General features: G+C 68.1%; 22 protein-coding genes. 12 read left to right on the plus strand and 10 right to left on the minus strand.

All coding sequences use genetic code 11. The annotated features are described in order from the left end of the window. Positions 1-291: 291 nt before the first annotated feature. From VKH46_11355 to amrS, 4 genes are all read left to right on the plus strand, one after another. On the plus strand, positions 292-717 hold the full coding sequence (locus tag VKH46_11355; protein ID HKB71432.1) for a DUF5335 family protein: 426 nt from the start codon (positions 292-294) through the stop codon (positions 715-717). 64 nt (positions 718-781) lie between these two features. After that, a complete protein-coding gene (locus VKH46_11360) occupies positions 782-1,477 on the plus strand; it encodes a dienelactone hydrolase family protein (GenBank protein ID HKB71433.1) in 696 nt (231 codons plus the stop codon). Then, positions 1,477-2,136 carry a phosphoribosyltransferase gene (locus VKH46_11365; protein HKB71434.1) on the plus strand — a complete coding sequence of 220 codons (660 nt, stop codon included), beginning with the start codon at positions 1,477-1,479 and terminating at the stop codon, positions 2,134-2,136. Before VKH46_11360 ends, VKH46_11365 begins: the two co-directional genes overlap by 1 nt. After that, the gene (amrS, locus tag VKH46_11370) at positions 2,133-3,239 is read left to right on the plus strand and encodes an AmmeMemoRadiSam system radical SAM enzyme (protein HKB71435.1); all 1,107 of its coding nucleotides are present in this window, start codon (positions 2,133-2,135) and stop codon (positions 3,237-3,239) included. Before VKH46_11365 ends, amrS begins: the two co-directional genes overlap by 4 nt. Here the strand turns inward: amrS and VKH46_11375 are convergent. Next, positions 3,233-3,589 carry a hypothetical protein gene (locus VKH46_11375; protein ID HKB71436.1) on the minus strand — a complete coding sequence of 119 codons (357 nt, stop codon included), beginning with the start codon at positions 3,587-3,589 and terminating at the stop codon, positions 3,233-3,235. The genes amrS and VKH46_11375 overlap by 7 nt on opposite strands. Positions 3,590-3,695: 106 nt before the next feature. Further along, the gene (locus VKH46_11380) at positions 3,696-4,601 is read right to left on the minus strand and encodes a CBS domain-containing protein (protein ID HKB71437.1); all 906 of its coding nucleotides are present in this window, start codon (positions 4,599-4,601) and stop codon (positions 3,696-3,698) included. 152 nt (positions 4,602-4,753) lie between these two features. On the opposite strand from VKH46_11380, the gene VKH46_11385 reads away from it, so the two are divergent. The 3 genes from VKH46_11385 (at position 4,754) to VKH46_11395 (ending at position 7,141) form a co-directional block, all read left to right on the plus strand. Further along, positions 4,754-5,305 carry an HPF/RaiA family ribosome-associated protein gene (locus VKH46_11385; GenBank protein ID HKB71438.1) on the plus strand — a complete coding sequence of 184 codons (552 nt, stop codon included), beginning with the start codon at positions 4,754-4,756 and terminating at the stop codon, positions 5,303-5,305. Positions 5,306-5,697: 392 nt separating this feature from the next. Further along, positions 5,698-6,387: a metal ABC transporter ATP-binding protein gene (locus tag VKH46_11390; GenBank protein HKB71439.1), complete on the plus strand. Its 690-nt coding sequence runs from the start codon at positions 5,698-5,700 to the stop codon at positions 6,385-6,387. Next, positions 6,377-7,141: a metal ABC transporter permease gene (locus tag VKH46_11395; protein ID HKB71440.1), complete on the plus strand. Its 765-nt coding sequence runs from the start codon at positions 6,377-6,379 to the stop codon at positions 7,139-7,141. The genes VKH46_11390 and VKH46_11395 overlap by 11 nt, the downstream gene beginning before the upstream one ends. A 4-nt stretch (positions 7,142-7,145) precedes the next feature. Here the strand turns inward: VKH46_11395 and VKH46_11400 are convergent, their stop codons facing one another. The 3 genes from VKH46_11400 to VKH46_11410 form a co-directional block, all read right to left on the minus strand. Continuing rightward, on the minus strand, positions 7,146-8,216 hold the full coding sequence (locus VKH46_11400) for a hypothetical protein (GenBank protein HKB71441.1): 1,071 nt from the start codon (positions 8,214-8,216) through the stop codon (positions 7,146-7,148). Positions 8,217-8,279: 63 nt separating this feature from the next. Further along, positions 8,280-9,527, minus strand: coding sequence for an FAD-dependent oxidoreductase (locus VKH46_11405; protein ID HKB71442.1), 1,248 nt, complete (start codon positions 9,525-9,527; stop codon positions 8,280-8,282). A gap of 73 nt (positions 9,528-9,600) precedes the next feature. After that, positions 9,601-10,029: a hypothetical protein gene (locus VKH46_11410; GenBank protein HKB71443.1), complete on the minus strand. Its 429-nt coding sequence runs from the start codon at positions 10,027-10,029 to the stop codon at positions 9,601-9,603. A 145-nt stretch (positions 10,030-10,174) separates the two neighbouring features. On the opposite strand from VKH46_11410, the gene VKH46_11415 reads away from it, so the two are divergent. After that, positions 10,175-10,525 (plus strand): response regulator, encoded by a 351-nt coding sequence (locus VKH46_11415; GenBank protein ID HKB71444.1) that lies wholly within the window; start codon positions 10,175-10,177, stop codon positions 10,523-10,525. A gap of 58 nt (positions 10,526-10,583) precedes the next feature. After that, the gene (locus tag VKH46_11420) at positions 10,584-12,884 is read left to right on the plus strand and encodes a protein kinase (GenBank protein ID HKB71445.1); all 2,301 of its coding nucleotides are present in this window, start codon (positions 10,584-10,586) and stop codon (positions 12,882-12,884) included. Positions 12,885-12,954: 70 nt separating this feature from the next. Here VKH46_11420 and VKH46_11425 read toward each other — a convergent pair whose 3' ends face one another. The 3 genes from VKH46_11425 to VKH46_11435 form a co-directional block, all read right to left on the minus strand. After that, complete coding sequence (locus VKH46_11425; protein ID HKB71446.1) at positions 12,955-13,572, minus strand: methyltransferase domain-containing protein; 618 nt, start codon at positions 13,570-13,572, stop codon at positions 12,955-12,957. A 315-nt stretch (positions 13,573-13,887) separates the two neighbouring features. Further along, positions 13,888-14,487: a hypothetical protein gene (locus VKH46_11430; GenBank protein HKB71447.1), complete on the minus strand. Its 600-nt coding sequence runs from the start codon at positions 14,485-14,487 to the stop codon at positions 13,888-13,890. Positions 14,488-14,536: 49 nt separating this feature from the next. Next, positions 14,537-14,881 (minus strand): cyclic nucleotide-binding domain-containing protein, encoded by a 345-nt coding sequence (locus tag VKH46_11435; GenBank protein ID HKB71448.1) that lies wholly within the window; start codon positions 14,879-14,881, stop codon positions 14,537-14,539. A gap of 280 nt (positions 14,882-15,161) precedes the next feature. On the opposite strand from VKH46_11435, the gene VKH46_11440 reads away from it, so the two are divergent. Continuing rightward, on the plus strand, positions 15,162-15,737 hold the full coding sequence (locus VKH46_11440) for a cupin domain-containing protein (protein ID HKB71449.1): 576 nt from the start codon (positions 15,162-15,164) through the stop codon (positions 15,735-15,737). Between the two features lie 123 nt (positions 15,738-15,860). Beyond that, complete coding sequence (locus VKH46_11445; GenBank protein HKB71450.1) at positions 15,861-16,112, plus strand: DUF4242 domain-containing protein; 252 nt, start codon at positions 15,861-15,863, stop codon at positions 16,110-16,112. A 251-nt stretch (positions 16,113-16,363) separates the two neighbouring features. Here the strand turns inward: VKH46_11445 and VKH46_11450 are convergent, their stop codons facing one another. Then, a complete protein-coding gene (locus tag VKH46_11450) occupies positions 16,364-18,145 on the minus strand; it encodes an FAD-binding oxidoreductase (GenBank protein ID HKB71451.1) in 1,782 nt (593 codons plus the stop codon). A 286-nt stretch (positions 18,146-18,431) separates the two neighbouring features. Between VKH46_11450 and VKH46_11455 the strand changes: the two genes are divergently transcribed. Further along, on the plus strand, positions 18,432-18,722 hold the full coding sequence (locus tag VKH46_11455) for a hypothetical protein (GenBank protein HKB71452.1): 291 nt from the start codon (positions 18,432-18,434) through the stop codon (positions 18,720-18,722). A gap of 78 nt (positions 18,723-18,800) precedes the next feature. Here the strand turns inward: VKH46_11455 and VKH46_11460 are convergent. Beyond that, on the minus strand, positions 18,801-21,169 hold a 2,369-nt coding region (locus tag VKH46_11460), incomplete at its 5' end, for an ABC transporter permease (GenBank protein HKB71453.1).

Consider the following 21,169-nt stretch of genomic DNA (forward strand, 5'->3'; position numbering starts at 1 on the left):
CGAAGCCTCGGCGAAGGCGGATGCATCGAGCCGTCAACGGCCTCCCGGCGGGTCACGCAGATTGCGTTGATTCCGGCGTCGGTTGCGATAGCGACGAGGCGCCGCGAGACGTGCTGGAAGACGGGTTCGGCGGGCCTGCCGGCGGTGAAGGCGTACTGAGAACGTACGTCGAGCCGGCGGCGGGCCCGACGGACCCGTTTAACGGCGCGTATCGTCGGCGCCCGCTTGGTCAAAACGCATCTGGCATGATCGGGCGTGGGATGCGATCGTGGAGGGCGTCGGGGGTGGCCCATGAAACCGAACACGATCCTCACGCGAACGGAAGAAATTCCCCGCAAACACTGGTTGAAGTACCTCGACGAATTCAGCAAGCGCCACGACGGGTGGCTCGTCGATGTCGAGGAGCTCATGGGCGAGCGCGGGGCGCAGAGAGAAGCGACGGCGCTCCCGTTTCGGGGTGCGACCGCGGTCCTCGAGCCGCCGAGCGTGACGATCGAGCTCGGCGGCGATCCTTCGGACCACGTCGAGCACCGGATCGAGGCCCCGGAGCACATCTGGATCGAGTCGCTCGCCGGAGGCGCGGAAGCGGCGCTGGAGATCGAATCGGCCGGCGGCCGGAAGACTCTCATGGCGTTCCGGTCCCCGCAGCCTCCGGAAGCCGTCGACGGCATGCCGGCGCCGCGCGGGCGGCGCTTTGCGCCGCGGAAACGCCGATGAGCTCCGTGAAGGCGAAGGCGAAAACCGCCGCCGTTCCGAAAACCATCACGAACAGGAGCGCGAAATGAAGAATGAAACCGACACGATATCCCGCGAGGCCGCGGAGCTGAAGATCCCGGCCGGCGACGTCCGGCTCGGTGCCGAGCTCCACATCCCCGAGCGGGCCCAGGGGATCGTCGTCTTCGCCCACGGGGCGGGAAGCAGCCGGCTGAGTCCGCGCAACCGCTACGTCGCCGAGACGCTGCGGGAACGCGGCCTCGGCACGCTTCTCTTCGACCTCCTGACCCCCGAGGAGGAGGAAGCCGACTTCCCCACCGCCCGACTGCGTTTCGACATCGACCTCCTCGCCGAGCGCCTGATCCGAGCCTCCGGCTGGCTCGTCGAGGAGATCCCGCACGGCATGCCGTTCGGGTACTTCGGCGCGAGCACCGGGGCCGCGGCCGCGCTCGTCGCGGCGGCGTATCTCGGCCCCGAGGTCCGCGCCGTCGTCTCGCGCGGCGGCCGCCCCGACCTCGCCGGCGACAATCTCGAGCGCGTCAAATCGCCGACTCTCCTGCTCGTGGGAGGCCGGGACGAGCTCGTCCTCGAGCTCAACCGCGCCGCGCTCGAACGGCTCGGGGGCGAGAAGCGTCTGGAAATCATTCCCGGAGCGACCCACCTCTTCGAGGAGCCGGGGGCGCTCGCGGACGTCGCGCGGCGCGCGTCGGACTGGTTCGTCCGCCATCTCCATCCGGCGCCCGCGCAGGAGAAGCAGCCATGATGATCTTCAGCGACCGCCGCCACGCCGGGCGCGTGCTCGCCCAGCGGCTTTCGGAATACGCGCATCGACCCGACGTCGTCGTCCTCGGGCTTCCCCGCGGCGGCGTTCCCGTCGCGTGGGAAGTGGCGCGCGCGCTCGATGCCCCGCTCGACGTCTTCGTCGTTCGCAAGATCGGCGTCCCCGGCCATGCCGAGCTCGCGATGGGCGCGATCGCGAGCGGCGGCGTGACGATCCTCTCGTCCGACCTGATCGCGCGTCTTCGGGTCTCCCGTCCCGAAGTCGACGCGGCCATCGTCCGCGAGCGGGAGGAGCTCGCCCGCCGCGAGCGGCTGTATCGCCGCGGCCGTCCCCCGCTCGTGCTCGAGGGAAAGACGGTCCTCCTCGTGGACGACGGCCTCGCGACCGGCGCCACGATGCGCGCGGCGATCTCCGCGGTCCGCAAGCTCGGGCCGAAGTCGATCGTCGTCGCGGTGCCCACGGGGTCTCCGCAGGCCTGCGACGACGTCCGGACGACGGCGGACGACTGCGTCTGCGTCTCGACGCCGGAGCCTTTCATGGCGGTCGGAGAGTGGTACGCCGATTTCTCGCAGACGACCGACGAAGAGGTCGAGGATCTTCTGTCGGCGCCCGACGCGGAGCCCGCGGAGGTGCGGCCGTGACCGCGCGGCGCGGTCCCGTCGTCGAGACGAGCCACTGGCATCGACTGGAAGACGGCCGCATCCAGTGCGACGTCTGCCCCCGCTTCTGCGCGCTCCACGAAGGTCAGCGGGGGCTCTGCTTCGTCCGCGCCCGCCAGGCCGACGCGATCGTCCTGACGACGTACGGCCGCTCGAGCGGGTTCTGCGTGGACCCGATCGAGAAGAAGCCGCTCAACCATTTCCTCCCCGGCACCGCGGTGCTCTCGTTCGGGACGGAAGGGTGCAACCTCTCCTGCCGCTTCTGCCAGAACTGGGACATCAGCAAGTCCCGCGAGATCTCGAAGCTCTCCGAGGAGGCCTCGCCCGAGACGATCGCGCACGCCGCCCGGGACTTCGGCTGCCGGAGCGTCGCCTTCACGTACAACGATCCGACGATCTTTTTCGAGTACGCGAGCGACGTCGCCGACGCCTGCCGGGAGATCGGAATCAAGGCGGTCGCGGTGACCGCGGGGTACATGTGCGCCGAGCCGCGGAAGGAGTTCTACCGCCACGTCGACGCGGCCAACGTCGACCTGAAGGCGTTCACCGAGGACTTCTACCACACGGTCACCGCGTCGCATCTCGCCCCCGTTCTCGAGACGCTCGAGTACCTGAAGAAGGAGACCTCGGTGTGGCTCGAGATCACGAACCTGATGATCCCGGGACTCAACGACTCGGAGGCCGAGACCGACGCGATGACGCGCTGGATCGTGGATCACCTCGGCGGCGACGTGCCGGTTCATTTCACGGCCTTCCATCCCGACTGGAAGATGGCCGACGTCCCGCCGACTCCCCCCGAGACGCTCCGCCGCGCGCGGGAGATCGCGCGCCGCAACGGCGTCCGCTACGCCTATACCGGCAACGTTCTCGACGAGGCCGGTTCGACGACGTTCTGCGCCGCCTGCGGCGCCACTCTCATCGGCCGCCGGGGATTCGTCGTCACCGACTGGGCGCTCGACGAGGACGGACGCTGCCTCTCGTGCGCGACGCGGCTGCCCGGCGTGATCGAGGCGGTCCCCGGCGAATGGGGCGGGATTCGGGTTCCCGTCCGCCTCCCGGCTCCCGAGGCCGCGGCGGCTCAGTAGCGGGATTCGGGAGCGGGCTTCCGGTACGGCGCGGACTCCACGGCGCGAATCTCGACCCAGACCACGGGGGAGGCGCCGAGAGACGCGATCACGCGGTTGGCGTCGTCGGCCCGGAGGCGGGCGCCCACGAGGAGCTCGCGCAGCTCCGCGGCTCCCCGCTCGGCGCCGATCCGCTCCCCGTCGAGATAGATCGCGAACTCTTCGGCCCCCCGCCGCTTCTCACAATGGATCTCCCAGCACGCGGGCCGGATCGACGGCGGCGGCGCGGTGCCGAGGAACGGCGGCCGGCGCTGCGCGTGCGCCATCCGCTTTCGCGGGAGCTGCGCAGGACGGGGAGTGGGATGCTTCATAGCCGGGCCTTTGCCTCCTTCAGTCTGAACCTCGGACGCGCGAGTTTCAACTCCCGGCGGGAGGGGCGCCCGGCCGCTGTCGCGGCCCGGGCGCCTCGCTTCCCGATCAGGGAGAGACGATGAGGTGCGGGTGCGAAAGACGCGTGCCACAGATCGCCTTCAGCGTGCTGAACGCCTCACCGTAGGTCACCTCCGCGGGCCGCTTCGCCGTCGCGGGCCCGGCGTGGATCACGATGTCGTCGACGGACAGGATCCCCACGAGCTTGCGCGCGTCGTCGAGGACGGGGAGCCGCCGCACGAGACGATACTGCATCGTCTCGAGCGCGCTCTGGATCTCGTCGTCGGGACCGCACGCGAAGACGCGCGGCGACATCGCTTCGGAGACCGGCACGTCGGATGCCGTCCGGTTCTTCGAGGTCAATGCCAGGCACACGTCGCGATCCGTGAGGACCCCGATGACCTGATTCTTCGTGTCGACGACGGGAAGAACCCCGCAGTCGTTCTCGGACATGATCTTGCCGGCTGCGGCGAGACTGCTCTCGGCGCTCACGGTCTTGACGGGCTTGTTCATCACTGCTCGGACTTTCATGATTGGCCTCCTTGCCGTCACCGTTCCATCCTGCCGGAATGGCGCGGAAATTTCCTGATCCAGACGCATCGCCCGGCGCCGGTGCGACCGATACGCGCCGGATCGCGCAGCTGGCGCAAAAAGGCCGAACGCCTCTTCCCACGCGGGAGGTCCCGGCGAAACATCAGCCGAGCGACAGGCACGCGTTGCCATCTCGTCGCTGTTACCCGCGACTGATTCAATTGGAGCTTTCGCGACGAATTCGTACCGGGGATACTGCGTTCCGGCGAAGTTTCCCGCGCCCGGGCAATCGGGCGCGAGCCGGCGCCGGAGAAGGTGGAGGACGCCATGCTCTTCGAGTTCAGCATCACTCCCCTCGGCGGGGACACGCACCTGAGCTCGCGAATCGCCGAAGCCCTGAAGATCGTCGACGACGATCCGCATCGAAGACGAGGAGGGCCAGCACGACAAGCTGACCCGCAACGTCGCCTCGGTCGAGGAGAAAGCGGAGCGATCGCTCCATCACGTCTGACCGCACGGTTCCGCTTCCGTCGCTCGCCTCGCGCGAACGGGAAGCCTCGCAAAGGAGAACCATGATGAACATCCCGCTGAAGGTCACGTTTCTCGGCATCGAGCCGTCGGAAGCCGTCGAGGGGAAGATTCGGCAGCGTGCCGCCGAGCTCGACCAGTTCTCGCCCCTCCTGCAGCGCTGCGAGGTCTGGGTGGACGCGCCTCACGGCCATCACCGGAAGGGCTACCTCTACAACGTCCGGATCCGTGCAACGGTCTCCGGGGAAGAGCTCGACATCGACCGTCAACCCGACGAGGAAGACGTCTACGTCGCGGTGCGCGACGCCTTCGACGCGCTGCGCCGGCGGCTGGAAGACCATCTGCGGCGATGGCGCGGGAAGACCAAGCGGCACGAGGCCCCGCCGCAGGCGCGCGTCGAGCGGCTCTTCCCGGTCGAGGGGTACGGTTTCCTGAAGACGCCCGAAGGGCGGGAGATCTATTTCCACCGCAACAGCGTGAAGGAGGGCTCGTTCGACGAGCTGCGGCCGGGGACCGCCGTGGCCTATTCCGAAGAGGAGGGCGCCGAGGGGCCGCAGGCCACCGTCGTCCGGCTCGTCACGACGACCGTGCCGGCCTGAGCCCCGTCGCGGAAGCTGGCTCGGGGACCCGGAGCGCGTGCCGACGGCGCGGCTCGCCGAACCAGCGACTCGACCGCGCCGTCGCCACCCCCTCGCTTGCGCTTCCGCTCCCGCATCGCAGATTTTTCACCTCGGTTACTTCGGCGAAAAATCAGGCGATGCGAAGGGCCCCGCGGACGACGAAGATTTTCCCGAAGCGCGCCGGCCCCGTCGCGGAAGCTGGCTCGGGGACCCGGAGCGCGTGCCGACGGCGCGGCTCGCCGAACCAGCGACTCGACCGCGCCCACGGGCACCCCGGGCTCGATGGTGAACTTCGTCGAGACGCTCACGCCAGACGGATCGATGGAGACGTCGCCGCAGGCGACACCACAGCGGGTGCTATCTTTCGCCGAGTGGTCGACGCCCTCGAAGTCAAAGACCTGTCGATCCGATTCGGCGACGCGGAGGTCTTCCGGGGGCTGACGTTTCGGGTCCCCGAGGGCAGCTCGCTCGCCATCATCGGACCCAACGGCTGCGGAAAGACCGTCCTCTTCAAAGCCCTGGTCGGAGCGATCCCGTATCGGGGCCAGGTCCGATGGCAGCCCGGCGTCCGGATCGGATACGTGCCCCAGAAGCTCGACGTCGCGCGCGATCTGCCCCTGACCGGAAGGGACCTGCTGCGGGCGAAGGCGCGCGTCGCGAAGGCCGCGGATGACACGTCGGAGACCCTTCGACGCGTCGGTCTGGAGGGCATCGAGGGCAAGCTCATCGGAACGCTCTCGGGCGGACAGTTCCAGCGCCTCCTCGTGGCCATGGCCCTCCTCGGCCGGCCGAACGTCCTGCTGCTCGACGAACCCACCGCCGGCGTCGACGGTCCCGGGCAGGAAAAACTGAACGAGCTCGTCCGGCACGTCCAGGAGGAGCGGGATCTGACGGTCCTCCTGATCTCCCACGAGCTCAGCGTCGTCTATCGATACGCGACCAACGTGCTTTGCCTGAGCCGCGAACAATCGTGGTTCGGCCCGCCCAGAACGATCCTGACCCCCGAGCGGTTGCGCGAGCTCTACGGCGAACCGGTCGAATACCACGTCCATGACGCTTGAGACGGGGACGCTCGCCGCCTCCGTCGCGATGGCGGCCGCGGCGGGCGTGGTCGGATCCTTCGCGGTCATGCGCCGGATGACGCTCGCCGCGGATGCGATCTCGCACGTCGCCCTCCCGGGGATCGGGATCGCCCTGGCGCTCCGAATCAACCCCCTCATCGGCGCCGCCGCGATGCTCTTCTTCGGCGCGCTCCTGATCTGGGCGGTCGAACGCCGGACGAGGATGGCGGCGGAGACCGTGATCGGCGTCGTCTTCTCGACGGCGCTCGCGGTCGGGAGCCTGATGAGCTCCGGGGAGGACTTGATCGACGCGCTCTTCGGCGGGCCCGGCAAGCTCGGCGCCGGTGAGCTCGCGTTCGGCGCCGCGGCGTCGGTGGCCGTCGTCCTGTTCATCCTGGTTCAGAAGGACCGGCTCGTTCTGGCGCTCGTCTCGCCGGAGATCGCCCGAACGACGGGGATCGACACGGCCCGGCTGGAGCTCCTGTTCCTCGAGACGTTCGCGCTGACGATCGCCCTCGGCCTGCGGTACCTCGGGGTGCTCCTGATGGGCTCGCTGATCATCGTCCCGGCCGCGACGGCACGGAGGGTGTCGAACAGCCTCTCCGGCATGCTCGTGACGGCGGTCGCCGTCGCCGTCCTGTCGACCGTCGCGGGAACGGGCCTCGCTTTCCTTCTTCGTCGCCCGCCCGGGCCGGTCATCATTTGCGCAGCCGGCGGCCTGTTCCTGCTGAGCCTCCTCAGGCGCCGAACGTAGCGGGTCAGAAGCTCACGAGGGTGTGGACCGCGTAACGCTTCTCCGTCGGCTGGGCCGGAGTGAAGTCCCGGTAGCGAACCTTCTCGAAGTCGAGGAGAACCGCGGTCGCAATCCCTTTCTGGAGCGGGAACCAGTACGCGACGCCGAAGATCGCCCGGGTTTTCCGGCCGCGATCGTTCTTGTCGGGCTCGAGCCAGTCGTAGCGGCAAAGGGCCTCGACCCCGATCGCGGTGCGCGGCGTCGCCCACACCGACCAGCCGCGCGCGTCCTTCTCGGGAACCGCCGGGGTCGGACGGTCCTTCGCGGCGAGATATTCGAAGCCCGCGTTGACGAACGGGTGCTCGAACGTCACGCCGCCGACGAGGCGCTCCCGGGGAGCGTCGCGTTGGTAGTGGTCCGAATCCCAGAACGCCGTCAAACGCAGCCCGCGGACGACCGGCGCATGGGGAGCGGGGCGCAGCGTCGCCCGAACCTGAAATGCCTTTTGATCGTTCGTCTCCGAGTGGTTGAAGCCCTCGCCGTTGAAGACCCCGGCGACCACGTCGCCGTAATCCGAAGGAAACGCGTAGCGGGCGGAGATCCCGGCGTCGGCGACCTGGAGATAGCCTTCCCGGTCGAGAAAGAGGTTCCCCTGGAACCGGTAGCGGTAGACCGGGTCCGTGAGATCCATGTACGGGGTCCCTTGAATGCCGAGTTTCAACCAGCTCCCCTTGCCGAGAACGTCGTCGAGAGCGAGCTGCAAGAACGCGAGCTTGAGCCGGTAAACGGAGCTGCCGGAGAGCGACGAGCTCTGGTCGGTGTCGCGCACGAGGTCCGGCGTGATCCGCGCGGAGATGATTCGCGACAGATCCGCCGTCACGTTGATGTAGGCCCGGGTGACGTTGAAGCTGTTCGGGTGGATCGAGTGGCCGTCCGCGTCCGTTCCCGACGGCTCGGCCTGATACGTGTAATCGGCGAACAACATCCCTCCGACCCGGACCTGCGGATAGTCCGTCCCCGAAGTGAGGGAGAGCTCGGCCCGCGCCGCGCCTCCGGCGGACAACACCGCGACAACCACGAGCAGGACTCTTCCCAATTTCATCTCCTCATACCTCCGCGCCGGCGTGCACGCCGGATCTCTCGTGATCTCGGACCGGTCTCAATAGACCTTCCGAGCCTGTACCTTCTCCTTCGTGGCCAGGCTGAACCGCTTCTCGACGGCGCCTCCCTCGACGACGCGCGCCGTGACGTACTCGCCGAGCGCCGGGCCGTGCTTGAAGCCGTGGCCCGATCCGCCCCCGACCAGCCAGACGTTCTCGCGCTCGGGATGGCGGTCGATGAGGAAATCGCCGTTCGAGGTGTTCTCGTACTGGCAGACCTCGGAGAGGACGACGGGCGCGTCCCTCAGCCCGGGGAACCGCCGGCCGACGAATTCGCGGACTCGCGCCAGGGTTTCGGCCGTGATGACGCGCTTGCCGGTGTCCGGATCGAACGCGGGGCCATGGCGGTCGGGCGCGACCTTGAAGCCGCGTCCGTTGAAGTCCGGCATCCCGTAGATCTCTTCGGCGAAATCGACCCAGACCGGCATCGCCGGCTGCTGGAAACGGGTGTCGCCCGGAGGCGGGCCGAAGAAGAAGACCTCCTGCCGCGTCGGGAAGATGCGGTCGCCCAGCAGAGCGGGGAACAGCTTCGGGAGCCACGGGCCGCAGGCGAACACGAAGATGTCCGCGGCGATGGCGTTTCCGGATCGGGTCTTGACCGAGGCCATCCGCCCTTTTCCTTCCGGCGGAAGGACCGCTTCCTGCAGGTATTCGACGCCGTCGGCCTCCGCCATCTGGACGACTGCCTGCACGCCGCGGAATGCGACGAGGAAGCCGCTCTCGGGCTCGAAGATCGCCCAGTCGTTCGGTCCGAAGTCGATCTGCGGCCAGCGCCGCACGAGCTCCGCGCGCTCGACCCGCTCGTGCGGGACGTTCAACCGCTGCAGGGTCGCGAGCGTCTTCGTCGTCAGCGGGTCCTCGCCGCGCGCCATCCAGAGCACGCCCGCCTGCTGGAAGAGCGATGGCCGCCCGAACGCTCCGAAGAGAGACTTCCAGAGCTCGAGCGAGCGCATCGACCAGCGTGTGTAGATTTCCTGGTCGCCGTATCCCGCCCGGATGACGCGGGTGAATCCTCCCGAGCTCGCGCGCGCGTTTCCCGGCCCGTACGCGTCGATCAGCGCGACCCGTCGCCCCTTTTTCCGGAGCGACCAGGCGGTCCACGCGCCGAAGACGCCCGCGCCGACGACGGCGACGTCGTAGGGCTTCTCCCCCTGCACGGCGGGGGCGGCCCCCGCGGCGGTCCCGATCAGCGCGCCGACGGCTCCCCCCGAAGCGGTCTTCACGAACTCGCGGCGCGTCTGCGTCAAGATTCGATCTCCTGTTCGAGAGGTCCCCGGTGCGGCGATGATAACCCGCCCCGACCCGGCAGGCTGCGTACTGCTAGCGGCAGCGCACGACGCGGCCCGCGCTCCCGAGCGCGAGCGTGAACGGTCCGAGGGTCTCGTCGCGCCCGAGCGCGACCGAGAGCGTCATCCTCCGGCCGTCCACCCGCCCCGAGTAGCGGGCCGACTCATGGTTTTCGACCTCTCCGACCCGGATCGGCCCGCCGTGCTCCTTGACGAAGTCGCCGGCCAGGCTGAATCTTCCCTCCGCGTCGAGCGCGAGCGGCGCCGAGATCGCCCCGTGCGCGCAGTCGAACTGGACCGTCGCGCCGGAACCGGACGCCTGGAAGACGACATGCTCCCCTCCCCACGTCCCGTTCGCGATGACGGCGGAGGCGTTTTCCGATCTCCCGCGCGCCGCCGCGCCGCTGTGACCCGCGCAGCCGATCACGCAGGCCCCGAAAAAACAGAATGCGAAGAACCTCACCGGTCCAGTATGCGCCATCGAAACGACTTACGGTTGTCCCGGTTCGCAGCAAATCTCGTGCCGCAGCGGCCGCGGCGAAGCCGGGCAGGCGATCGGCCGGGGCTTGGTACGATTGCTGCTTCCAGCACCTGCGGTGAAGCCGGTCATGATCATAGACGACAATCCGGACATCCTGTCCGCGATGGAGGCCCTCCTGATCACCGAGGGGATCGAGCCGATCGTGGCGACCGACGGGCTCGAAGCCTTCCGGTTGATGGATCTGGGAAAGATTCCCTCCGTCATCCTCCTCGACAACGCGATGCCGAAGATGAACGGCGCCCAGTTCCTCGCCGCCATGCGGGAGCATCCGAAGTTTGCGTCGATCCCCGTCTACGTCATCTCGGCGAGCGGAGACTTCGACGGTTCCGCTTCGACGGCCGGAATCGCGGGCTTCATCCACAAGCCGTTCGACCCCGACAAGGTGCTCGGAATCGTCCGTCGGTTCTGCGAGGCCTGAAGTTTCGAGCCGCCCGGTCTCCCCCCCACCGGCGCGATATGATCGCGGGCTCACTCCGATGACTCTCGCTGCCGGCACGCTCCTCGGACCCTACGAGATCCTGTCGCCCATCGGCGCCGGGGGCATGGGAGAGGTCTACCGCGCCCGGGACGTCCGTCTCGGCCGCGAGGTGGCCGTCAAGGTCCTTCCCGAATCGCTCGCCGGCAATGCCGATGCGCTCGCCCGCTTCCAGAAGGAGGCGAGGGCGGTGGCCGCCCTGTCGCACCCGAACATTCTCGCGCTCTTCGACTTCGGCAGCCACGACGGGACGCATTACGCCGTCATGGAACTGCTCCGCGGCTCGACGCTCCGCGACGCGCTCGACTCGGGGCCTCTGCCGCAGACGCGGGCGATCGAATTCGCGCTCCAGATCGCGAAGGGGCTTTGCGCCGCGCACGAGAAGGGAATCGTCCACCGGGACTTGAAGCCGGAGAACGTTTTCGTCACCCGGGATGGAGACGTGAAGGTCCTCGATTTCGGCCTCGCCAAGCGCACCGAGCTCGCCTCCCGGGAGGACGAGACGAACGCGCCGACCGAAACGCGCACGTCCCCCGGCACGGTGATGGGAACGGTCGCGTACATGTCGCCGGAGCAGGTGCGCGGCGAGCCGCTCGATCCGCGCTCCGACATCTTCTCGTTCGGAACGGTGCTCTACGAGATGCTGACCGGCCGCAAGGCCTTCGCGAGGGAGTCGGCCGCGGAGACGATGGCGGCGATCCTGATGAACGAGCCGCCGGAGTTGTCGGAATCGGGCGTGGTGGTGTCTCTGGCGATGGCGGGAATCCTCCGCCACTGCCTCGAGAAAAGCGTCGTTCGGCGCTACCAGACGGCGCGGGACCTCCTCTTCAACCTCCAGCAGTTCGGAAGCGGGTCCGCCGAGAGTGCACCGGCGCCCGCCGGCGGGGGCACTCCCTCCGTCGCGGTCCTGCCGTTCCTGAACTTCAGTGCCGACGCCGAAAGCGAGTTCTTCGCCGACGGCATGACGGAAGATGTGATCGCGAATCTCGCCAAGATCCGATCGCTGAAGGTGATCTCCCGCGCGTCGGTGATGCCCTTCAAGAAGCGGGAGAAGAGCCTGCGCGAGATCGGCTCGACTCTCGGAGCCGCATCGATCCTCGACGGAAGCATCCGGCGCGCCGGGAACCGCGTGCGGATCGTCGCCCAGCTCGTCGACGCCCACACGGACGAACACCTCTGGGCCGACACCTACGACCGCGATCTGACCGACATCTTCGCGATCCAGACGGACGTCGCGACACAGATCGCCGCGGCGCTCCGGGCCGAGCTCTCCGCCGACGAGCGCTCGCGGATCCAGAGGAAGCCGACGGACAACGCGCGTTCCTACCAGCTCTACCTCCAGGGGAAACATTCCTTCTATCGCGGGACGGGAGAGGGATATCGCCACGCGATCGCGTCGTTCGAACAGGCGATCGTCGAGGATCCCGGGTTCGCGCCGGCCCACGCGGCGTTGGCGTTGCTCTACGCCGAGCTCGGAACCGGGCAGGGATCGGGCGAGATGTCGTCGTCGGAGGCTTTCGCGAAAGCGAAAGTCGCCGTCGAGAGGGCGCTCGCGCTCGATCCCGCCCTCGGGGACGCGCACAGCGTCGCCGCTTCGCTCAAGTTCATCTGCGATTACGACTGGGCGGGCGCGGAGCAGGATTTCCAGCGGGCGCTCGCGCTCTCTCCCGGAAGCGCCGACATCTACGATCGGTACGGCTGGATGTGCTCGGCCCTCGGCCGCTACGACGACGCCATTCGTCTCGTGCAGCGCGCACAGGAGCTCGATCCTCTCGCCCACCGGTCCGATCTCGCGACCGAGCTGCTCCGCGCCGGCCGCTACCCGGAAGCGCTGGCCGTGGCGCGCCGCATCGTCGAGATCGAGCCTCAGCTCAGTCGCGGACATTCGCTCCTGGGATGGACGCAAATTCTGATGGGCGAACACGAAAAGGGGCTCGCGGAGCTCGAAAAAGCAACCTCACTCTCCCCCGAAGGGACGATGTTCTCCGCGCAGCTCGGCGAGGCTTACGGTATCGCCGGCAAGGAGCAGGAGGCTCGGGCCGTCCTCTCGAAGCTGCATGCTCTCGCGAAGGAGCGCTACGTCTCCCCCTATCACTTCGCCTACGTGCACACGGGCCTCGGCGAACAGGACGCAGCGATGGACTGGCTCGAGCAGGCCTACGAAGAGCGCTCGGGAGCGATCTACGGAATCAAAGGCTCGTTCCTTTTCCAGAGCCTTCACGGCCATCCCCGGTTCCAGGCGCTGCTCGCGAAGATGAACCTGACCGTCGCGGGAGCGGGCTCGGGGAACGGGGGCGCGTGACGCCGAGACCCTTCGCTCCCAGGGGACCCATTGCCGGAAAAGAAAAGCCCGTCGCGGGAGGTTGCGTGCGTCAGGCGAGCATCCGGCAATAGCAGTAGATGAACTCCTGCTCCGTTCCCCACGGCGTGACGTGAGTCTCCGTGGCGCTGGCGAGCTTCGCGAAGTCGGATCCGAACTCGTCGTGCAGCGCATCGGGCGAGTACCGCATGACCTCGAGGCCGCTGCACTTCTGCGGGCCTCCCGGCCCGAAGGTCGCGACGACGATGTGGCCGCCGGGCTCGAGCGCCCGGCGGGCGGCCGCGACGTATCGGGCGCGCGCCCCGGGATCACGGAGGAAATGGAACACCGCGCGGTCGTGCCAGAAGGCGTATTTGCCGTGCGGGAGCCGCGCGGTCGTGACGTCCGCGCCGATCCACTCGACGGCGGAGGCGCGATCCCCGAGCCGTGCTCGCGCGGCGTCGAGCGCTGCGGACGAAATGTCGAGCACGGTCACGTTCTCGTATCCGCGATCGAGGAGATCGTCCACGAACGTCGACGCTCCTCCGCCGATGTCGATCACGGTGTCTTTCGGACCGATTCGCGCCGCGTCCAGGAATCCCAGCGAACGATCGAGGTGCGGCCGGTACCAGCTCACGTCGTCCGTTTTCCTGGTCGTGTAAACCTTGTCCCAGTGCTCCCGGCTGCTCATGCGCTGACGTCGCTCCCGATATCGGCATCGTAGCCGACCCGCCGGAGCGGCACCTGATTCAAACGAGGGCCGCCGGTCGTGTGCCGGCGGCGGGCGGCACGGACGCGTATGACGACCCGTATCGGCGTGCTTGCTCTTCCAATGGAATTGAGACGAGAAGCCCTCTCGTTTCCCGACAACCCAAAAGCGCGGCGAGGCGGAGCCCGGCGGGATGCGGGTTCCCGGGCGGCGGTGAAGGCGTAGTGGTGAACCTACGTCGAGCCGCCGGCCGGGAAGACGCGCCCGCCCGGCTCGATGCATTCGCCGCGCCTGCTTCTACCTGAGAGTCAGGTCGCCCGCTCCGACATGCGCCCGCAGCCGATACTTCCCGCTCCCTTCCTTGTGGAACGAGCGGAACAGACCGTCTTTCGATTCGCCGAAGGGCTGGCCGTTGAGGTCTCCGGTATTGACGGAGGCATCGACGTGGCCGTAATCGGCCGGATTTCCCACGTCGATCGTGAGATCGCCGGCGTGCACCGCGACGTCCTTGTCTCCTTCGACGTTCTCCACCGAGACGTCGCCGAACGGAATCCGGGCGAAGAGATTCGTTCGACGGGGAATCCGGATCGTCGTGACCACTTCGTTGTGGGGCCCGCCGGAAATGCGCAGTACCGCGTCCCCGTGCTTTTCGGTCAGGCGGACCCGGACCTCCCGCGCGCGCTCCGCGTTCCGGCCGGAGAGCTCGACCGATATCCGATCTTCGTTGGTGCCGACGATGCGAACGTCTCCCGAACGCACCCGCAGGCGCAGGCGGCCGCCGGAGGCGAAACCGGCGGAGAACGGGTGGTCCACGATGTTCGCGGCCTCGATCGCCGGATCGGCGAACCCGGCCGCGGCGAGCAGGACGGCGCCAAGGAAAAACACGGCTCGGCGCATGGAAGCACCTCCTGGAACACGGTACGCAAAACCGCGTGGATTTGTTCTCCTACTCCGCGAGCACCCGTTGGACGAAGGAGATCGCGATCGATCCTTCCCCGACGGCCGAAGCAACCCGTTTGATCATTTCTCCCGTGAACATCCCGCGCCGAAGGATCGCGATCGGGGAATCGGCGCCGCTCGCAGGCACGATCTCGATCTCGCCTTCCGTGACGACGAAGAAGCGGGGAGACCGTTCGCCCGGCTCGATGAGCACTTCGCCGGCCTCGACGCGGCGCCGCCGTCCGCGCGCGGCGAACCGCTCGATTTGCCGCGGCTCGAGCGCGGGGAACATCTGCTCGAAGCGCTCCGCGGGAAGCTTTGCCGTCAGGGGGAGCCGGTCGTGCGCGTCCAAGACCGCCTTTCGGAAGGCGCGGAAAGAATACACCCCGTCGAGAGAGACGTTCGGAGAAGACTCCAGGTCACGGAGCGGGGCTCGGACGCGGATTCGAACGGCCGCCGAGGCCGCGCTCCTCGAAGTAGCGGCGCAGCTTCCTCGTATCCGCTCTTCGAGCGATCAGGACCGGAAATTGGGCCATTCCGAACCGTCAGCGTGCAAGATCGCGGCCCGAGAGCGCCCCCCTCGCGCAGTTCGAGCTCGGCGTCATAGAATTCGCCGTAAGGAGGGGATCAGCATGAATAGGCTCGTTCTTTTCGGGGCCGCGATCGCGTTCGCGGCGGGCTCGGCGCTTCAGGCGGCCGAGGAAACACCAATGAAACCGATGAAGCCGATGAAGCCGATGGCTCACAAGATGGCGGCTTCAGGCGCAAAGATGGCCATGGCGGTGCCCGACGACATGAAGTGGGGCGACGTTCCCCCGGTGTTCTCGCCGGGCGCCAAGCTCGCGGTCCTCGAAGGGAATCCGTTCGGGAGCGGCTACTACACGGTCGCGCTCAAGATGCCGGACGGCTACAAGGTCATGCCGCACTGGCACCCGGCGACCGAGCGCGTGACGGTGATCTCGGGCGACTTCCACGCGGGAATGGGCGACAAGATGGACGAGGCCGGCGCGAAGGATTTCCCGCCGGGAAGCTTCATCTCGATCCCGCCCCACATGCACCACTATGCCTTCGCGAAAGGCGAGACGGTCGTTCAGGTCAGCGGCCCCGCCCCGTTCAAGCTCATTTACGTCAACCCCGCGGACGATCCGAGCGGGATGCAGGGAAAGAAGCCGATGGGGAAGAAACCAATGGCGAAGCCCGCAGCGTAACGGTCCAGAGCCGTCTCGTCCGTCCCCGGAAGCGTCCAAGTCGCTTGCGGGGACGGAAAATCTTCGTCCGCGACAGAATCGACCGGATTGCTCCCATCATCGACGAGAAAAGGAGAAGACGTCATGCCGCTCTACATGGACACCCACAACCACATCGAGGGACTGACCGCCGAGGCCGTCGCCGGGGCCCACAAACGGGACCTCGAGGTCCAGGGCAAGCACGGGGTGAAGTACCTCAAGTACTGGTTCGACGAGAACGCCGGCAAGGTGTTCTGCCTCGTGCACGCGCCGAACGCGGAAGCGGCGGCCGCCGTGCACAAGGAGGCCCACGGGCTCGTCGCCGACGAGATCACCCCGGTCAAAGAAGGCGAGTGACTTCGCCGCCCCCGCTCGCACGGACGGGCGGGGGCGGACGACGGTATTCGACAGGCGCAAGCCCGCGCTCCCTCGTCATGGTGAGCGCCAGCGAGGCGCATTCGAAGAATCCGAGCGTCGAAGGTGCGAGCATCCCCAAAGCTCTCGGTCCCTCACGGCCCCGTTCCCCGGCACCATGGGGATTGCGGGCTTCGCCCTCGCAATGACGAGAGGGCCTGCGCCCTCGCAATGACGCAACCGAGATGCCCGGCTCAGCCCTTCCGAATCCGCTCGAAACCGTCCGGGCTCCACTCCTCGCTCCCGACGCCATGGTGCACGAAAAACAGTCCGTCCGGGTCGTACTTCTTCTTGACGGCCTGGAGCTTCGGGTAGTGGGTTCCCCAGTAGGCCTGCTGCCAGGAGCGATTGAAGAAGTTGCTCTCGGACACGTACGAACCGCCGTTCGGGACGACCTTCGCGAGCTCTGCCGTCGCCCGATCGATCGCGCGCGCATCCTTGCGGGCGGCGTCCACGTCCATCGCGGGTCGCGCGAGCCCCGGGTAGGCCGGCCCCTCGCCGTCGGCAATGATGACCAGCACGAACGCGTCGAGCACCGCCGGGTTCGTCGCCGTCTCCTTCGCGGCGGCAACCGGCTCCGCGGGTGCGCCGGCGAGCCCCTTGTTGAAGTGCAGCTCGACGGTCTTGTGCCGGCTCGCCGCGAAGAGCGCGTTCGCAAGCTCCGCCTGCCTCGCGGGCGCGAGCAGTCCCTGGGGAATCCACAGCGATTCGTAACCGTGGATGAACGCCCCGACCTGCTCCTGGTCGCCGCGCCAGAACGCATGGCCCTCCGGCGCGCCGGCGCGAGCGTCGGCGATCATCGACGTGCTCCCCCGGCTCTTTCGATAGACGACGTCCCACCAGTGCCGTGCGGGTCGGACACCGGTGACGACGTCCGAGACCGTGTAGTCGTCGGAGCTCCTCGCCCAGTCGAAGAAGGGCTGCCAGAGCTTTTCGACCTGCGCGGCGTCGAGCCCCTGGCTGACCATCGAGATCTCCAGGGCGTCGTCTGTCCGGACCTTCGCCTGCTCGCCCCAGTGCGGGTTGAAGAGGTTCGCCGCGTAGAACGCGACGAACCGGGCGATCAGCGCCCGGAACGCGGCCACGGACTTCGCCTTGATCGTGCCGCCCGCGTACCCGAAGAACTCGGGGAGATCGTGCGTGCGGAGCGTGACGCGCGTGACGACGCCCCAGCTCCCGCCGCCCCCGCCTTTGATCGCCCAGAAGAGATCCGGGTTCGTGCAGGCGTTCGCGATGCGAACCTTCCCGTCGGCAGTGACGACCTCGGCCTCGAGGAGCCACGAGGCCGCCGAGCCGAACCCCTTCGAGCAGGAGCCGAAACCGCCGCTCTGGACGAGACCGGCGACGCCGACCGTGGTGCACCCGCCGCCCTGGACGTAGCGGCCGGCCTTCGTCGTCACGGCGTCGTAGAGGTCGATCCACATCGCGCCGGAGCCGGCGGAAACCGCGGGAACGGGCGGAACCTTTCCCGCGCCGTTCTCCGGAACGAACGCGTCGTGCAGCGTGACCGTGTTCATGTGCCGCGTCCAGACGAGGAGCGAGTCCGGCGCGTTCGACGTGCCGAGATAGCTGTGGCCGCCGCCCTTGACGACGAGCCGCAGGTCGTGCTCGCGCGCGAAGTCGACGGCGGCGGCGACGTCGTGCGCGTCTCGCGCCGCGACGGCATAGGCGGAAGGAGCGGGCTTCCACGCGTCGAGCCAGCCGGAAACCTGTGTGCCTCCCGGCTGGTCGCCGATGAAGAAGGGGTTCTGGATGTTCCTCATCGCCTCGGCGCACGCGGCGCCCTGCGGTTCCTTCGCGCAGGAGGAGAACGGCGCCTGGATTTCCACGAGATTTCCGCCAACCGCCTTTTTCAGCTCGTCCCAGCTCGCCCGCGACGGCCATCCCGGCTCTCCGGGCTGGACGCGGCGCCGCGCAACGCCGCCGGCGCGCGATCCCCACGAATGCTTCGGGAGCGCCAGCTGAAGCGCACCCAACGCGACACCCTTGATCCAGCTTCGTCTGTGCATCTTCGCCTCGCAAGGGGTTCTCTCGATACACGACGTGCTCGCGAACGACCCCTTCGAAGGAAGAATAAGATCCTCCGGCGGCGGAAACCACCGAAACCTTGCCGTCGTCACCGGACTGACGGGGCGCGATGCGGATGGATCGTTGATCACTCCTTCCCCTTCCGCCAGAATGCGGGGCACTCGAGACCGGAATGAGTCGAACGGCGTTCTTCCTCGACACGCGAACCCTCTGTGCGCTCGGGACGGGCGTCCTGTGCTGGGCGGAGTGATCGTGCTCCTGGCGATCGCCTCGTATCCAGCGGTCCTCCGGCGGATCGGCCGCCGATGGGCGGCGGCGAGCGCTTTCATGCGGGCCGCCTGCGCCCGGACCGCCTTCACACGGTTTGGCGCCGACCCGATCCCGATCGTCGGGCGGCATCTGATGGCGATCCTCGCGACGTGCACGTATTTCGACGCGGTCACCGTGCTGTGCGAGCACCGGGAACCCGACTGGCGGAGCTATCTTCCCTTGCCGCTCGGGGCCAACCGGATCGTCTCTGCGTAGGAGTTCGACGCCGTAAGTGTTCCTGGATTGGGCCGGCTCGGCTCCGGAAGACCCGAATCCGCTCCCGGACCGATACCCCTACTCGTAGCGCAACGCGACGGCCGGATCGACGCGGCTCGCGCGAAACGCCGGAATCGCGCAGGCCGCGGCGACCGCGACCATGAGCAACCCGGCCGCCGCCGCGAACGTCGGCGGATCGAGCGGCGAGATTCCGAAGAGGAGCGAGCTGAGCACGCGGCGCGCCGCCGCGGCTCCGAGAATCCCGAGAACCGCGCCGGCGAGCCCCAGCACGATCCCGGGCCGCAGCATCAGCCAGACGATTTCGCCGCCTCGTGCTCCGAGAGCGACACGCACGCCGATCTCGTGCGTGCGCTGGGCGACGGCGTACGAGATCACGCCGTACACGCCGACCAGCGCGAGGATCGTCCCGAGCGCCGCGAAGAGGGCGAGGAGCGTCGTCGTGAAGCGCGTGTTCGAGGTCTGCCGCAGGACGATCTCCCGCACGGCGGCAACCTCCGAAAGCGGGATGTCCGGGTCGAGGCCCCGGAGGCGGTCGGCGATCGCCGGCGCGACCGACGTCTCCTTCCGCGCGGTTCGCACGATCAGGTCCTTGAACCCGACGTTGACCGTCGGAAGCTGGCGGTAGAGGGCGAGAAGCTGCGGCGAGGGCGGTTCCTTCAGCCCTTCGTTGCGCATGTCGCCCACGACGCCGACGATCGTCACGTCGGCGGAAAGGCGGGCCGAGCCCTGCGGCGGGACGTCGCCGGGCTCGCCGAGGTGCACCGTCCTCCCGATCGGGTCTTCACCCGGAAAGAAGCGCTTCACGGCGGCCTGGGTGATCAGCGCCACCGGCGGACCGCCTTCCCTGTCGCTCGCCGCGAAATCCCGGCCGCGCAGCAGCGGGATTCCGCAGGTCGACAGGAAATGTTCGTCGGTAGGGGTGAAGCCGATCCTCGGAAGGTCGTCGGACCGGACTACCCGTCCGGGGACCGTGATGTACTGCTTCCAGCGGTTGTACGTGCCGGGAACCGTGTTCGTGATCGTCGCTTCGCGGACTCCCGGAATCGCCGCCACCCTTTCCCGGAACCGGGCGGCGAACCGGGTGATCGCCGGGGAATCCGGATAGCGCGCTTCCGGAACGAAGAACTGGGCGAACATCAGGTGGTCCGGCGAATAGCCGAGCTCCTGGCTCTGCAGCCGCCCGATCGTCCGAAGCAGCAGGCCCGCGCCGACCATGAGCATCAGCGCCAGCCCGGTCTCGGCGACGACGAGCCAGCGCCGCATCCGCTGGCTTCCGCCGCCGGAAGTCGCTCCCCGCGCGGCTTCCTTCAGCGCTTCGCCGAGATTCACCTTCGACGCGGTGAACGCGGGCGCGAGACCCGAGACGAGGATCGTCAGGATCGAGAGCGCCGCCGAGAAGATCAGCACGCGCAGGTCGAGATGGACTTCGCCGAGCTGGCGGAGCTGCGGAGGCCGAAGGGCGAGGAGGATGCGTGTCCCGGCGGCCGCCAGGAGCACTCCGGCGCCGCCCCCCAAAAGACCGAGCACGAGGCTCTCGGCCGTCAGCTGCCGGACGATGGCGCCGCGTCTTCCGCCGAGCGCCGCGCGGACCGCGAGCTCGCGCCGCCGGCCCGAGTGCCGAACGAGCAGCAGGTTCGCCACGTTCGAACAGGCGATGAGAAGAATCAACCCGACGGCGCCGGAAAGGATGAGCAGGATCGGCTGGAGCGGCCCGACACGGACCTTGCCGAGCGGCTCGAGCTTCACACCGATGCCCCGGTCCACCGGATAGCGCGCCGCGAGCTGCGCCGCGACGACGTCGAGATCCGCCTGCGCCTGCGCGAGCGTCACGCCCGGCTTCATGCGCGCGAGCACGAAGACGTCGCGATCGCCGCGGTTGGCCTCGGAGAAGAAATCGGCGTAAGGCGCGTCCGGCGTCCAGATCTGGGCGTTCAGCTGCAACTGCGCGTCCATCCAGCGCGGGATCGCGTCGGGGACGACTCCGACGATCGTGTACGGCTCGCCGTTGACCCGAAGCGTCCTGCCGAGCACGTCGCGCCGGCCGCCGTAGTGCTCGCGCCAGAACGTCGTGTTGACGACCGCGACGTAGTGTTTCCCGTAGACATTCTCCTCTTTTCGGAAAAGACGCCCGAGGACGGGCCGGATGCGAAGAGCCTCGAAGTATTCCGCCGGAACGAGGCCGACGAGCATCTCCTGCGCCTCGTTGCCGCCTCCGATCCCGCTCACGTTCTTGCGCCAGTAGTCGTATGGCACGAGCATTTCGAACGAGTGGGTCAGCCGTCCATAGTCGAGGGCGTCGATCGGAGACGGGCCCAGGAGCTCGCGCCCGTGATCGACTCCGCGAACCATGACGAGCCGCTCGGCGTTCGGGAAAGGCAGCGGTGCGATGAGTACCGCGTTGACGATCGAGAAGATCGCGGTGTTCG

It is taken from the genome of Thermoanaerobaculia bacterium, from assembly GCA_035260525.1.
In the GTDB taxonomy this organism is placed as follows: domain Bacteria; phylum Acidobacteriota; class Thermoanaerobaculia; order UBA5066; family DATFVB01; genus DATFVB01.

Bases quoted from the DNA above. Each gene is read 5' to 3' on its own strand.
- VKH46_11355 (HKB71432.1), top strand. From the start codon at position 292: ATGAAACCGAACACGATCCTCACGCGAACGGAAGAAATTCCCCGCAAA.
- VKH46_11380 (HKB71437.1), bottom strand. From the start codon at position 4,601: ATGCGGATCGTCGTCGACGATCTTCAGGGCTTCGGCGATTCGCGAGCT.
- VKH46_11425 (HKB71446.1), bottom strand. From the start codon at position 13,572: ATGAGCAGCCGGGAGCACTGGGACAAGGTTTACACGACCAGGAAAACG.
- VKH46_11365 (HKB71434.1), top strand. From the start codon at position 1,477: ATGATCTTCAGCGACCGCCGCCACGCCGGGCGCGTGCTCGCCCAGCGG.
- VKH46_11440 (HKB71449.1), top strand. From the start codon at position 15,162: ATGAATAGGCTCGTTCTTTTCGGGGCCGCGATCGCGTTCGCGGCGGGC.
- VKH46_11430 (HKB71447.1), bottom strand. From the start codon at position 14,487: ATGCGCCGAGCCGTGTTTTTCCTTGGCGCCGTCCTGCTCGCCGCGGCC.
- VKH46_11420 (HKB71445.1), top strand. From the start codon at position 10,584: ATGACTCTCGCTGCCGGCACGCTCCTCGGACCCTACGAGATCCTGTCG.
- VKH46_11375 (HKB71436.1), bottom strand. From the start codon at position 3,589: ATGAAGCATCCCACTCCCCGTCCTGCGCAGCTCCCGCGAAAGCGGATG.
- VKH46_11395 (HKB71440.1), top strand. From the start codon at position 6,377: ATGACGCTTGAGACGGGGACGCTCGCCGCCTCCGTCGCGATGGCGGCC.
- VKH46_11385 (HKB71438.1), top strand. From the start codon at position 4,754: ATGAACATCCCGCTGAAGGTCACGTTTCTCGGCATCGAGCCGTCGGAA.
- VKH46_11360 (HKB71433.1), top strand. From the start codon at position 782: ATGAAGAATGAAACCGACACGATATCCCGCGAGGCCGCGGAGCTGAAG.
- VKH46_11415 (HKB71444.1), top strand. From the start codon at position 10,175: ATGATCATAGACGACAATCCGGACATCCTGTCCGCGATGGAGGCCCTC.
- VKH46_11445 (HKB71450.1), top strand. From the start codon at position 15,861: ATGCCGCTCTACATGGACACCCACAACCACATCGAGGGACTGACCGCC.